Here is a 13423-nt window from a genome sequence, read left to right on the forward strand (position 1 = left end):
GCGTCCTCCGGGTCAGTGCGGGAGCTCGGACTTGGGAGCCGCGCCGGGCACCTCGTCGACAGGGACCGTGAGGTTCTGCGTCAAGGATGCGGCGACCGAGTGATCGGGTTCGGCTTCGCTCTCGTGGTGCTCGCGCAGCACGATGAGCGACTTCGTCTCGACCGGGAGCACGTCGCCCGGGCGCACGGGGTCCGAGTCCGCACGGTTGCCCGCCGTGTCGACGAGCACATCCCACTCGGGCGAGAAATCGACGTTCGGCAGCGTGAACTCGACCGGCTCATCGCCGGCGTTGAAGAGCACGATGAAGTGGCTGTCGATGATCTGCTCGCCGCGGCGATCGCGTTCGCGGATGCCGTTGCCGTTGAGGAACACGCCGACGGCACGACCGAAGCCCGAGTCCCAGTCCTCGGGACGCATCGGCGTGCCGTCGGGACGCAGCCACACGATGTCGGGGACGGGCGCGTCCTCTTCCTGGAGCACCGGACGGCCGTCGAAGAAGCGGCTGCGGCGGAACGTGGGGTGATCGCGCCGCAGCCGGGACAGCGCCGCGGTGAACTCGATCAGCGGGAGGTCGATGTTCTCCCAATCGACCCACGTGATCTCATTGTCCTGCGCGTAGCCGTTGTTGTTGCCGCCCTGCGTGCGGCCGAGCTCGTCGCCGTGCAGCAGCATCGGGATGCCCTGGCTCAGCAGCAGCGTCGCGATGAAATTGCGCTGGGCGCGGGCACGCAGCGTCAGCACCTCGACGTCGTCCGTCGGACCCTCGACGCCGAAGTTGTACGAGCGGTTGTGGGACTCGCCGTCGTTGCCGTCCTCGCCGTTCGCGTCGTTGTGCTTCTCGTTGTACGAGACGAGGTCGCGCAGAGTGAAGCCGTCGTGCGCGGTCACGAAGTTCACGGATGCGACAGGCCTCCGGCCGGAGTTCTCGTAGAGATCTGCGGAACCGGTCAGGCGCGAGGCGAACTCGCCGAGCGTGGCGGGCTCGCCTCGCCAGAAGTCGCGCACCGTGTCACGGTACTTGCCGTTCCACTCGGTCCACTGGGGCGGGAAGTTGCCCACCTGGTAGCCGCCGGGTCCCACATCCCACGGCTCGGCGATGAGCTTGACCTGGCTGACGATCGGGTCCTGCTGCACGAGCTCGAAGAAGGCGGCGAGGCGGTCGACCTCGTAGAACTCGCGCGCGAGGGTGGCGGCCAGGTCGAACCGGAAGCCGTCGACGTGCATCTCGAGCACCCAGTAGCGCAGGGAGTCCATGATCAGCTGCAGCGCATGCGGGTTGCCCACGTTGAGGCTGTTGCCCGTACCGGTGTAGTCCGTGTAGTACCGCTTGTCATCGGCTTCGAGGCGGTAGTAGGCCTCATTGTCGATGCCCTTCATCGACAGGGTCGGCCCGAGGTGGTTGCCCTCGGCCGTGTGGTTGTAGACGACGTCGAGGATCACCTCGATACCGGCGGCGTGCAGCGCCCGCACCATCCCTTTGAACTCCTGCACCTGCTGACCGCTGCCGCCCGTCGACGAGTAGGTGTTCTGCGGCGCAAGGAAGGCGATGGTGTTGTAACCCCAGTAGTTCGACAGCCCCTTCTGCTGCAGGGTGTCGTCGTCGACGAACTGGTGCACGGGCATGAGCTCGATGGCCGTCACGCCGAGCTTCTTGAGGTGCTCGATGATGACCGGATGCGCGATCGCGCTGTACGTGCCGCGGATCTCCTCGGGGATCCCGGGGTGGAGCTGGGTCAGGCCTCTCACGTGCGCCTCGTAGATGAAGGTCTCCGAGTACGGCGTCTTCGGCTGGCGGTCGCCGCCCCAATCGAAGAAGGGGTTGATGACGACGGCCTTCATCATGTGCGCGGCGGAGTCATCGTCGTTGCGCGAATCCGGGTCGCCGAAGTTGTAGCCGAAGAGCGACTGGTCCCAGTCGATCTGGCCGTCGACGGCCTTCGCGTACGGGTCGAGCAGCAGCTTGTTCGGGTTGAACCGCTGGCCGGACGCGGGATCGTACGGACCGTGCACGCGGTAGCCGTAGCGCTGCCCCGGGCCGACGTTGGGCAGGTAGGCGTGCCAGACGAACGCATCGACCTCGATGATGTCCAGCCGCGTCTCGACGCCGTCGTCGTCGAAGAGGCACAGCTCGACCCGCTCGGCCCCTTCACTGAAGAGGGCGAAGTTCGTACCGTTCCCGTCGTACGTCGCCCCCAGGGGATATGCCGATCCGGGCCAGCTGTGCACGTCGTCGCCTCCCGGGGCATCGGATGCAGGGGCTTTCACACTAGTGGACGCGGAGGGCGCGGATTCGTCGGTCACCACCGGAGCATGGCTCATCAACGTGAGGGCGGCGCAGGGCTTGACGCGGACAGCCGCGAGGACTCCGGATCCGGGGCGCACCCGGGGCCGGGGAACACGGCGGAGCGCTCGCGACTTGTCGGAAGTGTGAAGACGCTCATCGTGACCGCCCACCCGGACGCCGCCTCGCTGACCGCATCCCTCGCCTCCCGCCTCGCGGACAGTCTCGGCGCAGACGAGGTCGAGGTCATCGACCTCGACGCGGAGGGGTTCGACCCGCGCTTCCGCGCCGAAGACCGCTCCGCGTATCGCGGCGAGGGCGCACCGCCCGCCGACGTGCGCGCCTACCAGCGCCGCCTCGACGAGGCGGATCAGCTGATTCTGCTCTTCCCCGTGTACTGGTGGTCGATGCCCGCGCTCATGAAGGGCTGGATCGACCGCGTCTTCATCAACGGCTGGGCCTTCGACATCGCCCCGGATGGCGGAACCCGCCGCCGGCTCGGCGACCTCACCGTTCACCTGTTCCTCGTGGCGGGCGACGCCGCCGGCACCTACGACAGACACGGCTACGAGCACGCCATCCTGACGCAGATCGTGCACGGGATCGTCGACTACTGCGGCGCCCGGCGCGGCGGCGTCGTCTTCCTCCACGAGTCGGAGAGCGAGGACGAGTCGGCCCGGCGCGCCGCCGCGGCGGAGGCGATCGAGCGAAGCGTCGCAGCCGTCCGACGCGCGCGGGGCGGCGACGCCGACCGGTGACGAAGGGTCAGGCGGCCGGCCAGGCGGCGGATGCGGCGGGCCAGGATGAGCCGCGCAGCTCGGCGAGCGCGGTGCGCTGGCGCTGCACGGCTTCGAGCGAGTCGGAGCGGAACGCCGTCGCGATGACGACCTCGCGCCAGTAGTCGTCCGGGCTGCGGTACACCTCGAAGGCCTTGGCGGCGAGCTGTTCCAGCAGCCGCCACGCATCCTCCGCATCCAGGTAGTCGGCGACGTAGGCGTAGCGCACACCGCCGATCGACCGCTCGATGTCGGCCGCCAGCAGAAGGCGGGGCGGGTGATGCTCGCTCCCCCGCGCGAGATCGTGGATGTCGAAGACGGGCAGGCCGGTGAGCGCGGCGACCCGCGACATCATGCGCTCGGCATCGTCGCCGCCCGCGATCTCCGCGAATCGGGCCGACAGCAGGCCCCGCGACAGGGTGTCGGCGACCATCAGCTCGGCATCCGATCCGGAGACGATCTTGTACTGCTCGTCGAGCGAAGCCCGCAGCTGCGCGATCGGCGGCAGCGGAAGGGCGAGCCACGGGGCGCCGCGCTGCCCGTCGAGGTGCTTCGCGCGCACCTGCTGCGGGAGTTCCGCGAAGGTCGGCGTGAACGCCAGCGAGGAGTTCCAGCCCCGGATCGCGAAGTCGCTGGCGGCGTCGAGCGCGAGGATCTGCTGCTGCCGCTCGGTGAGCGGAGTCCGGGCGGCGAGCGCGAGATAGCGCCGCTGCGCGCGCAGCGGCGCTGCGGCATCGACGAAAGACATCACGGTCGAGGCGATCAGCAGCCCCACCATCGTGCCCAGGGCGAAGAAGACGAACAGCGTGGTCGGCGTGCCCGTACCCCACCAGCCCAGCGACGCGACGACCGCGGCGATGCCGAACGGAGCCGCGATCGCGGTGACGGGAAGCGCGCGTCGGCGCATCTGGCGCGGATCGGCACGGCGGCGGCGCTCCATCGTCCGGGCGTACCGCCACCGCATCCGCACGGGGAACTCGACCTCGCCCGGGTGGTTCTGCAGGACGGTCTCGGGTGCACTCACCGGATCATCTTGACAGCCGGCAACGGCGGCGTCGGGCACCCTGTGAACAGAGCGCCGGATGCCGGGATCACGCTCCGGAGGGCGGGGTGCGGGCGAGGGCGACCCGCTCAGCGAGATAGGCGCCCAGCGGCATGAATCCACCGGCCGCGCTCCAGCGCACGAGCGGCCCGTCGACGCCGAGGCGCAACGGTGAGGATGCGGCGTCCACCGCGCCTGGATCGATCGGCTCCCAGCCGACGTGCACACTCTGCCCCTCGGCGAATCCACCGCGGAAGGCTGCCGCGGCGATCGCTGCCCGCTCCCGCTGCGACTCGGCCGCGAATCCGCGCCGCACCTCTTCGCGGGCACGGACGATCTCGCCCGTCGCGAGGACGGCGTCCTCCGTCAGCAGCAGCACGCCCAGGTGCCAAGCGGAGCCCGCCGGGACGATGCGGGGCGCCGCGGGGATGCCGAGGATGCGGCGGCTGCGCCACACGCCCAGCGCCTCGCGCGGAACCGGGCCCAGCTCTCGCCGGGCCGCATCCAGCATCTCGGCGACGGCGTCCACGCGGCGAGCCTAACGGCGCCCCGGGCTCAGACGCGGATGACGTTCGGTGCAGTCGCGGCCTGGCCCTGCTCGCCGTGCACCTCGCGGTGCAGCCGCTCCATGCGCTCGTCCAGGGCGGCGGCGGTCTCGGCCGCCTCGCGCAGGCTCTCGGTGAGCCCCATCGGAACCTGGCGGTCGTACTTGTAGTAGATCTTGTGCTCGAGACTCGCCCAGAAGTCCATCGCGATGGTGCGGAACTGCACTTCGACGGGCACCCGCACGGGGCCGGTGGAGAGGAAAACGGGCACCTCGACGATCGCGTGGAGGCTCTTGTAGCCGTTCTCCTTGGGCGTGGCGATGTAGTCCTTCACGGTGCGCACCGTGATGTCGTCCTGCTGGGTCAGCAGATCGAAGAGCCGGTACGCGTCGGTCGTGAAGCTGCAGGTGACGCGCACGCCGGCGATGTCGGTGATGTGCTCGCGGATCGAGGCGAAGTCCGACGGGATGCCCTTGCGCGTCACCTTGTCGACGAGGCTGTCGGGCGACTTCAGGCGGCTGGTGACGTGCTCGATCGGGTTGTACTCGTGCATGTGCAGGAACTCGTCCCGCAGGATCGAGATCTTGGTCTCGATCTCCTGCATACCGAAGCGGTACTCGAGCAGGAACCTCTGCAGCTCGTCACGCACCTCGCGCAACTGCGCCGGGGACATCATGATCTGTTGCTGCTCGAGCGGCACCTTCATGTCTCCGACCGTACGGGCGCCCGCTCGGTGGGTGCTGTGAGCACCGACCGGATCGGTCATGTCCCGTCCGGTGCTCACACTCCGTCGAGGATGCCGGCGGCCTGGCGCGCGGCGCCCAGCGCGACGTACTCGCCCGGTTCGGGAACCTCGACCGGCAGACCGAAGACCTCGGGCGCGACGCGGCGCACCGCCTCGGACTGGGCGGCGCCGCCGATCAAGAGCACGCGCTCGAGCGGCACGCCGAGCCCGCGCAGGGCGTCGAGGCCCGCGCCGAGTCCGGACAGCATGCCCTCCACCGCCGCGCGGGCGAGGTTCTCCCGCGTCGTCGAGGCGAGCGTCATGCCCTCCAGAGATGCGGTCGCGTCCGGAAGATTGGGGGTGCGCTCCCCCTCGAAGTAAGGGATGAGGCGCAGACCGCCCGCGCCGGGCTGCGCCGTCAGCGCGAGCGCGCTGAGCTCGGCGTGGTCGACCCCGAGCAGCCGGGCGATGGCATCGAGCACCCGCGCGGCGTTCAGGGTCACGACGATGGGCAGGAAGTTGCCGGAGGCGTCCGCGAAGCCGGCCACCGTGCCGGTCGCGTCGATCGTGCGTTCGGCGCTGACGGCGAACACCGTGCCCGAGGTGCCGATGGAGACGATCGCATCGCCCGGGACCGCACCGACGCCGAGGGCGGCACCCGCGTTGTCGCCGGCACCGGGACCGACGCGGCGGCCCGCCGCATCCGTGACCCACTCGTCGGGGCCAAGCACGCGCGGCAGGAGCGCGTCGTGGCCGAGTGCGGCGACGAGCAGCTCGCGGTCGTAGCCGCCCGTCTCGGGCGACCAGTACCCGGTTCCGGAGGCGTCGGAGCGGTCGGTGACGAGCTCGCCGAGAACGGGGCCGAGGGCGCTCTCGCCCGCGGGACCGTAGCCTCGCAGACGCCAGGTGAGCCAGTCGTGCGGCAGCGCGACGGCGGCCACGCGCGCCGCGCTGTCGGGCTCGTTGTCACGGAGCCACCGCAGCTTCGTGATGGTGAAGGACGCGACCGGAACGAGTCCGGTGCGCTCGGCGAGCGCCTGGGCGCCGTATTCGGCGGTCAGCTGGGCCGCCGCACCGCCCGAGCGGGTGTCGTTCCACAGCAGCGCCGGGCGGATGACGCGGCCGTCTGCGTCGAGAGCGACCATTCCGTGCTGCTGCCCGCCGATGGACCACGCCGCGATGTCGTCGAGACCGCCCGCATCCGCGATGGCCGACTGCAGCGCGTCCCACCAGGCCGCGGGGTCGACCTCGGTGCCGTCGGGATGGCTCGCGCGCCCGGTGCGCACGACGGCGCCCGATTCCGCGTCGATCACGACGACCTTGCACGATTGGGTCGACGAGTCGACCCCCAACACCAGCGTCATCGCTGCTCCTTCTTCTTCAAGACGTCCTTGCTCTTCTTCAAGACGTCCTTGCTCGGAACGTTCTCTTGCTCAGAGGGCGCCTCCCGCATCCGCTCCGCGCCGTGTCCCACTTCCCGCAGTTCTCGGGGTCGAATCCTGCGGGAAGTGGGACACGGAGTGCGGCACGTGGGACATGGGCGCGGCGGCATCCCGGATGCGGGGGTGACCCGCATCCGAGCCCGACGGGCGTGTCAGCCGCGGGCGCCCAGCAGGTGCTCGGTCGCGAGCTGCTGCAGGCGCACGAAGCCGCCGCCCTTGCCGCCCATGTAGGCGTCGGTGTCGAAGTCCTCGTAGGCCGAGCGGTCGGCGAGCAACTGCTCGTAGGTCTCACCCTCGTTGAGGGTCGGAACCGACAGCTCAGGAACCTTGGCGGCGGCGAGCGCCTCCTGCACCTCGGGGTCGGCACGGAAGGCCGCGGCACGCTCCTTCAGGAGCAGGTAGGTACGCATGTTGGCCGCGGCCGACTCCCACACACCCTTCTCGTCCTCGGTGCGGCTGGGCTTGTAGTCGAAGTGGCGGGGGCCGTCGTACGCCGGAACGCCGCCGGGGCCGCCGTTCTCGAGCAGGTCGACGAGCGCGAACGCGTTGTGCAGGTCGCCGTGCCCGAACACGAGGTCCTGGTCATACTTGATGCCGCGCTGCCCGTTGAGGTCGATGTGGAAGAGCTTGCCGTGGTACAGGGCTTGGGCGATCCCGGCGGCGAAGTTGAGCCCTGCCATCTGCTCGTGTCCGACCTCGGGGTTCAGTCCCACGAGCTCGGGGCGCTCGAGCGAGTCGATGAAGGCGATCGCGTGGCCGAGCGTCGGCAGCAGGATGTCGCCGCGAGGCTCGTTCGGCTTCGGCTCGATGGCGAACTTGATGTCGTAGCCCTTGTCGGTGACGTAGTCGCCGAGAAGGTTGACGGCCTCGCGGTAGCGCTCGAGGGCGGCGCGGATGTCCTTCGCACTGTCGTACTCGGCGCCCTCGCGGCCGCCCCACATGACGAAGGTCTTGGCACCGAGCTCCGCGCCCAGGTCGAGCTGGCGGAACACCTTGCGCAGCGCATAGCGGCGCACGTCGCGGTCGTTGGCGGTGAAGCCGCCGTCCTTGAAGACGGGGGCCGAGAAGAGGTTCGTGGTGACCATCGGAATGATCAGGCCGGTGTCGGCGAGGGCGCCCTTGAGGCGATCGATCTGCTTCTGCCGCTCGGCCTCCGTGGAGCCGAACGCGAACAGGTCGTCGTCGTGGAAGGTGAGGCCGTAGGCGCCGAGCTCTGCGAGCTTCTCGACGGCGTGGACGACGTCGAGGGCGGGACGGGTCGGCCCGCCGAACGGGTCGGTGCCGTTGTATCCGATGGTCCAGAGGCCGAACGAGAACTTGTCGGCGGGAGTGGGGGCGGGCATGACGCTCCTTCGCGATGCGAGGCGGATATGTTGTTATTCGCAACTTACTACACTGGAGCCATGGACGCCATCGGCATGCGGCAGCGCAACCTCTCCCGCATCCTTCGACTCGTGCACCGCGAGGGCGCCCTCTCGCGCGCCGCCCTCACCGAGGCGACGGGGCTGAACCGCTCGACGGTCGCAGCCCTCGTCGCCGAACTCGCGGCGCAGCAGCTCGTCGTCGAGAAGGCGCCCGACCCGGCGAGGCGCGCCGGACGCCCCTCCCCGATCGTCGCGGCGCAGTCGCGCACGGTGGCCATTGCGGTCAACCCGGAGGTCGACGCGGTCACCCTCGCCGCGGTCGGGCTCGATCTCTCCATCCCCGTCCGCGCGCGCGTGACGATGCCCGAAGCCCCCACGCCCACCGAGACCGCGGCGCTCGTGGCCGAGCACACCGACCGCTGGCGGCGGGCGGAGCTCGCCGAGCACCGCGTCGTGGGCGTCGGACTCGCCGTCCCCGGACTCGTCCGCACCGGCGACGGCCTCGTGCGCGACGCCCCTCACCTCGGTTGGCGCGACGTGCCCCTCGCCGACCTCATCCGCGACGCCACGGGGCTTCCCACCGCCATCGGCAACGACGCCAGTCTCGGCGTGCTCGCCGAGCACCTGTTCGGCGCCGCGCGCGGCACGGCCGACGTCGTCTACCTCAACGGCGGCGCGAGCGGCATCGGCGGCGGCGTGATCGTCGCGGGCAACCCGCTCGCCGGCACCGGCGGGTACGCGGGCGAGTTCGGACAGAACCGCCCGGGGATCGAGGAGACGGCGGACCGGCGGGTAGCCGGCGGCGTCCTGGAGGACGAGGTCAACCGCTCGCTCCTGCTCGCCTCCCTCGGGCTGGCGGATGCCGACGACGCACAGCTCACGGATGCGGTCGCCGCCGCATCCGGAGACGCCCGCGCCGAGATCGAACGGCAGCAGCGGATCCTGGCGACGGCCCTGGCGAACGCGGTGAACGTCCTCAACCCGAGCGTCGTCGTGCTCGGCGGGTTCCTCGCGGCTCTGTGCGCGAGCGACCTGGGCGAGCTCGGCGAAGCGGTCCGCGCCCAGGCGATGCCCGCATGCGCCGAGACGCTCGAGCTGCGCCTCGCCTCGCTCGCCGAGGACCGCCTGCTGATCGGGGCCGGCGAACTCGCCTTCGCCGACCTCCTCGCCGACCCCTCGGAGTTCAGCCCGCACGGAGGGTGAAGCGCGTGATGCGTGCCTCACCCGCTCCGACCGCCACCGGTCCGACCCAGGCGCCGATGAACCCCCGTGGCGGCTGCGGCGCCAGAGCGTCGAGTTCGCAGAAGGCCACCTCCTCCTCGCCCACGAAGAGCCGCGCGGTGAGGTTCCGGATGCGGAGGGTGAGCTCGAGTTCATCGCCGACGGCATAGCTTCCGAGCGGCACGCGTCCGATCTCGGCTCCCGCGAGCACCGCGATCGCCTCGCCCGCGCCGGTCACCGACAACTCCAGCTGCTGAGCGTCCGAGACCCGCAGCAGCACCCCCGCGCGGAACCCATCCTCTCCGGGAGCGATCCGCAGGCGCAGGGACGCCTCGCTGTTCTCGTCGGGCAGCCGACGGCCGAGGAACGACACCCCTGCCGTCGCCGATGGCTCGGCTCCCCCGGGCAGCAGCAGGCCGTTGCGACCCCAGGTCGCGATCTCCTCCGGCAGCCGACCGGCGCCGTTCCACTCGAGGTCGAGACGCTCGGCCGTGAAGTGTTCCTCGACGCGGGTGGGCCACGGCCGCTGATCCGGCACGCCCTCCGCTGTCACGACCTCCTCGACCCGCCCCACGCCCGGTGCGAACAGCGGACGCCCGTCCGCCCAGGAGACCGGCACGAGGGACGTCCGACGCCCGAGGATCCCCCGACGCCCGTCGACGGGGTGCAGCGCCAGCACCGTCGCCCAGCTGCGCCCCTCGGCATCGTCCACCAGGTCGGCGTGCCCGACGGCGACGATCGGCGCCACGGGTCCGAGATCGCGGTGCGAGAGGCGCGGGTTTCCCGCATCCCCCGTGTACGGGCCCTCGATGCGATCGGCGTAGGCGACGCAGACCGCGTGCTCGAGGTCGGTGCCGCCCTCGGCGACGAGCAGCATCCATCCACCATCCGGATGCGGCAGCAGGTGCGGACCCTCGGCCCAGACCGCCCCGACGGCGGCTCCCGTCCAGATCACGACGGGCTCGCTGCGCAGCGCGCCCGTGGCGACGTCGAGCTCGGCCACCCAGACCTCGGTACGGCCGGGCCAGTAGCCCTCGACGGCCTCCCGCGTGCCGCAGAGCCAGACGCGATCGCCGTCGACGGTGATCGAAGGGTCGAATCCGCCCACGCCGTCGATCCACACCGGATCGGACCAGGGCCCCTCCGGGGCGTCGGCCGTGACCAGGAAGTGGCCGGTGCGCCCGGCCCACTCGCCCTCCTCGGGTCCGACGACCGTGCACACCACGACGAGCCGACCGTTCACCTCGCGCACCGTCGGCGCGTACGTGCCGGAGGACGAGGTGAGCCCGGACAGGTCGATCTGCCCCGGGCGATGCAGCGCGTGCCCCGCGAGCGTCCAGTTCACGAGGTCGTCCGAGACGTGCACGGGAAGCCCCGGGAGGTACTCGAAGCTCGAGGTCACCAGCACGTAGCGATCGCCGAACCGGCAGATGCTGGGATCCGGGTGACAGCCCGGCAGGAGGGGATTGCGGTAACGACCCATGAATGCTCCTTCGCGTGATGGTCGGGTGCCGCCCACTGGGGCGGTGGTCTCAATGCCCCGCGCGGGGCGGGGCGGTGGTGGCGCGCGGGACGAGGCGCGTGGCGAGGCGGACGTGCGTCGCATCCAGCTCCTCGCCGTTCATGAGGGCGAGGACCATGGTGGCGGCCGCGGCGCCGAGGCGCTGCATGGGCTGGCGCACGGTCGACAGCGGCAGTGCCGCGCGCGCGGCCTCGGGCACATCGTCGAACCCGATGACCGACAGGTCCTCCGGCACCGAGAGCCCCAGCTCATGCGCGACGTCGATGATCGAGAGCGCGGAGAGGTCGTTGGCGGCGAAGATCGCGGTGGGGCGGTGGGGCGAGGAGAGCATCTGGACGGCAGCCTCGCGCGCGATGTCGCCGTGATAGCGGCCGACGCCGACGAGGTTCGGGTCGAACGGGATGCCCGCCTCGGACAGCGCCACCCGATAGCCGGCGTCTCGCGCGGCGGAGGAGCGCAGATCCGGACGTCCGGCGATGAAGCCGATGCGACGATGCCCGAGCTCGACGAGATGGCGAACCGCCTGCTGCGCGCCGGTGAAGCTGTCGGATTCGACGGTCGGGAGATCGGCACGCCCGGTGTGCGGATCGACCGCGACGATCGGCACGTCCGAGGTCACGTTCACGATCGTGGGCGTCACCATGATCGCTCCGTCGATGAGCGTTCCGCTGAGCCGGCTCAGCGATCGCCGTTCCCACCCCGTCCCCTCCTGGTGCGATCCGCTGTAGGCGAGGACATCGTGACCGGAATCGGCCAGAGCACTGCCCACGCCCTTGAGCACCTCCGCGGAGAAGGGCTCGAAATCGGCGACGAGAACCCCGATCACGCCCGTGCGTCGCGAGCGCATGCTCGAGGCGACGAGGCTCGACTCGTACCCCAGTTCGTCGACCGCCGACAGCACGCGTGCCACCGTCTCCTCCGCCACGCCGTACCGGCCGTTGACGGCTTTCGAGACGGTCGCCACGGACACACCGGCGGCGGCGGCGACATCGTGGATCGTGACCCTTCGGACCATGACGCCTCAGCGTAGACCACCGGAAAAGGTTTTCGAAAACGTTTGACACCCTTTCGGGCCCTTGCCACACTGACACCGCTCGGAACCCTTCGGGCCCCCGCACGACGCCACGTCGAGGCAGCGACGCCACGGATGCTCGTGCCCACAGCAGCACCTCGAGGTGCGACTCGATGAAGAGAAAAGGTGGATCACATGAGAACCAAGAAGTTGCTGGTCGGTGCTGCTGCGCTGGCCATGAGCGCGCTCGCGCTCGCCGGCTGCAGCGGCGGCGGAGACGGCGGAGACAGCGGCGGCGATGTCACGCTGACCTTCTGGCACAACTCGACCACGGGCGACGGCAAGCAGTACTGGGTCGACACGGCCGCCGCCTTCGAGAAGGCCAACCCCGGCGTCAAGATCGAGATCCAGTCGATCCAGAACGAGGAGATGGACGGCAAGCTCCAGACCGCTCTGAACTCCGGCGACGCGCCCGACATCTTCATGGCCCGCGGCGGCGGCAAGCTCGCCGACGTCGTGAAGGCAGGACAGGCCATGGACCTCACCGACGGCCTCTCGCAGGCGACGAAGGACGCGATGGGCGGCTCGCTCTCGGCCTTCGCGATCGACGGCAAGAACTACGGCGTTCCGACCGCCGTCCTGCCCTCCGGCATCTACTACGCGTCCGACCTGTTCACCCAGGCCGGCGTCACCGAGACCCCCACCACGATCGACGAGCTCGAGGCGGCCAACGAGAAGCTCCGTGCGGCGGGCATCGACCCGATCGCCGTCGGCGCGAAGGACGCATGGCCCGCCGCGCACTGGTACTACAACTTCGCCCTGCGCGCCTGCTCGAAGGATGCCCTCGACAAGGCGGCCTCCGGCCGGTCCTTCGACGACCCGTGCTGGCTGGAGGCGGGCAAGAACCTCGAGGCCTTCATCAAGACGAACCCGTTCAACGACGGCTTCCTCACCACGACCGCACAGCAGGGCGCCGGCTCGTCGGCCGGTCTGCTGGCCAACCACCAGGCCGCGATGGAGCTCATGGGCGCCTGGGACCCGGGTGTGATCGCCTCGCTGACGCCGAACGAGGAGCCCCTCGCCGACCTCAAGTGGTTCCCCTTCCCCGAGGTCTCGGGCGGTAAGGGCGAAGCGGGCGCCATGATGGGCGGCGTCGACGGCTTCAGCTGCTGGGTCAACGCTCCCAAGCAGTGCGTCGACTTCCTGAACTTCATCGCCGAGAAGGAGAACCAGGAGGGCTACGCTAAGGCGTTCCAGACCCTTCCGGCATCCACCGAGGCGCAGAGCGTGGTGACCGACCCCGCTCTGGTCGACATCCTCAAGAGCTACAACAACGCCCCCTACGTGGTCGTGTGGCTGGACACCCTGTACGGCCAGAACGTGGGCAACGCGCTCAACGTCGCCGTCGTCGACCTGTTCGCGGGCAAGGGCACGCCGCAGGGCATCGTCGACGCCGTCAACGCCGCGGCCGCGAAGTCCTGAGAGGTCGATGAC

Annotated in this window: 11 protein-coding genes; 3 read left to right on the plus strand and 8 right to left on the minus strand. The window is 70.3% G+C overall.

The features are described 5' to 3' along the window. Positions 1-12 precede the first annotated feature (12 nt). Entirely contained in the window at positions 13-2226 is a 2214-nt protein-coding gene (gene glgX, locus SK224_RS02685) for a glycogen debranching protein GlgX (RefSeq protein WP_320433789.1), read from the minus strand. A 216-nt stretch (positions 2227-2442) separates the two neighbouring features. On the opposite strand from glgX, the gene SK224_RS02690 reads away from it, so the two are divergent. After that, positions 2443-3039, plus strand: coding sequence for an NAD(P)H-dependent oxidoreductase (locus SK224_RS02690; RefSeq protein WP_320433253.1), 597 nt, complete (start codon positions 2443-2445; stop codon positions 3037-3039). Positions 3040-3046: 7 nt separating this feature from the next. Here the strand turns inward: SK224_RS02690 and SK224_RS02695 are convergent, their stop codons facing one another. The 5 genes from SK224_RS02695 to xylA all read right to left on the minus strand — a co-directional run bounded on the left by SK224_RS02695 (position 3047) and on the right by xylA (position 8153). Then, on the minus strand, positions 3047-4081 hold the full coding sequence (locus SK224_RS02695; RefSeq protein ID WP_320433254.1) for a DUF1266 domain-containing protein: 1035 nt from the start codon (positions 4079-4081) through the stop codon (positions 3047-3049). Positions 4082-4148: 67 nt separating this feature from the next. Continuing rightward, on the minus strand, positions 4149-4628 hold the full coding sequence (locus SK224_RS02700) for a glutaminase (RefSeq protein ID WP_309734881.1): 480 nt from the start codon (positions 4626-4628) through the stop codon (positions 4149-4151). 26 nt (positions 4629-4654) lie between these two features. Continuing rightward, on the minus strand, positions 4655-5350 hold the full coding sequence (locus SK224_RS02705; protein WP_320433255.1) for a GTP pyrophosphokinase family protein: 696 nt from the start codon (positions 5348-5350) through the stop codon (positions 4655-4657). 74 nt (positions 5351-5424) lie between these two features. Next, entirely contained in the window at positions 5425-6732 is a 1308-nt protein-coding gene (gene xylB, locus SK224_RS02710; protein ID WP_320433256.1) for a xylulokinase, read from the minus strand. A gap of 230 nt (positions 6733-6962) precedes the next feature. Beyond that, the gene (gene xylA / locus SK224_RS02715) at positions 6963-8153 is read right to left on the minus strand and encodes a xylose isomerase (RefSeq protein WP_320433257.1); all 1191 of its coding nucleotides are present in this window, start codon (positions 8151-8153) and stop codon (positions 6963-6965) included. Between the two features lie 60 nt (positions 8154-8213). Here xylA and SK224_RS02720 point away from each other — a divergent pair, with 60 nt between their 5' ends. Further along, positions 8214-9377 carry an ROK family protein gene (locus tag SK224_RS02720; protein ID WP_320433258.1) on the plus strand — a complete coding sequence of 388 codons (1164 nt, stop codon included), beginning with the start codon at positions 8214-8216 and terminating at the stop codon, positions 9375-9377. On the opposite strand, the gene SK224_RS02725 is transcribed toward SK224_RS02720, so the two are convergent. After that, positions 9358-10878 carry a glycoside hydrolase family 43 protein gene (locus tag SK224_RS02725; protein ID WP_320433259.1) on the minus strand — a complete coding sequence of 507 codons (1521 nt, stop codon included), beginning with the start codon at positions 10876-10878 and terminating at the stop codon, positions 9358-9360. The two genes, SK224_RS02720 and SK224_RS02725, sit on opposite strands and share 20 nt — an antisense overlap. A 49-nt stretch (positions 10879-10927) precedes the next feature. Then, positions 10928-11932, minus strand: coding sequence for a LacI family DNA-binding transcriptional regulator (locus SK224_RS02730; RefSeq protein ID WP_137418122.1), 1005 nt, complete (start codon positions 11930-11932; stop codon positions 10928-10930). A gap of 192 nt (positions 11933-12124) precedes the next feature. On the opposite strand from SK224_RS02730, the gene SK224_RS02735 reads away from it, so the two are divergent. After that, positions 12125-13411: an extracellular solute-binding protein gene (locus SK224_RS02735; protein ID WP_320433260.1), complete on the plus strand. Its 1287-nt coding sequence runs from the start codon at positions 12125-12127 to the stop codon at positions 13409-13411. The last annotated feature ends 12 nt before the right edge of the window (positions 13412-13423 follow it).

Origin of the sequence: Microbacterium sp. BG28, from assembly GCF_034044005.1 — a bacterium.
Classification (GTDB): domain Bacteria; phylum Actinomycetota; class Actinomycetes; order Actinomycetales; family Microbacteriaceae; genus Microbacterium.

What these genes read in the sequence shown, in the direction of transcription:
- SK224_RS02705 (WP_320433255.1), bottom strand. Translation starts at nt 5,350, where the DNA reads ATGAAGGTGCCGCTCGAGCAGCAACAGATCATGATGTCCCCGGCGCAG.
- xylB (WP_320433256.1), bottom strand. Translation starts at nt 6,732, where the DNA reads ATGACGCTGGTGTTGGGGGTCGACTCGTCGACCCAATCGTGCAAGGTC.
- xylA (WP_320433257.1), bottom strand. Translation starts at nt 8,153, where the DNA reads ATGCCCGCCCCCACTCCCGCCGACAAGTTCTCGTTCGGCCTCTGGACC.
- SK224_RS02720 (WP_320433258.1), top strand. Translation starts at nt 8,214, where the DNA reads ATGGACGCCATCGGCATGCGGCAGCGCAACCTCTCCCGCATCCTTCGA.
- SK224_RS02725 (WP_320433259.1), bottom strand. Translation starts at nt 10,878, where the DNA reads ATGGGTCGTTACCGCAATCCCCTCCTGCCGGGCTGTCACCCGGATCCC.
- SK224_RS02730 (WP_137418122.1), bottom strand. Translation starts at nt 11,932, where the DNA reads ATGGTCCGAAGGGTCACGATCCACGATGTCGCCGCCGCCGCCGGTGTG.
- SK224_RS02735 (WP_320433260.1), top strand. Translation starts at nt 12,125, where the DNA reads ATGAGAACCAAGAAGTTGCTGGTCGGTGCTGCTGCGCTGGCCATGAGC.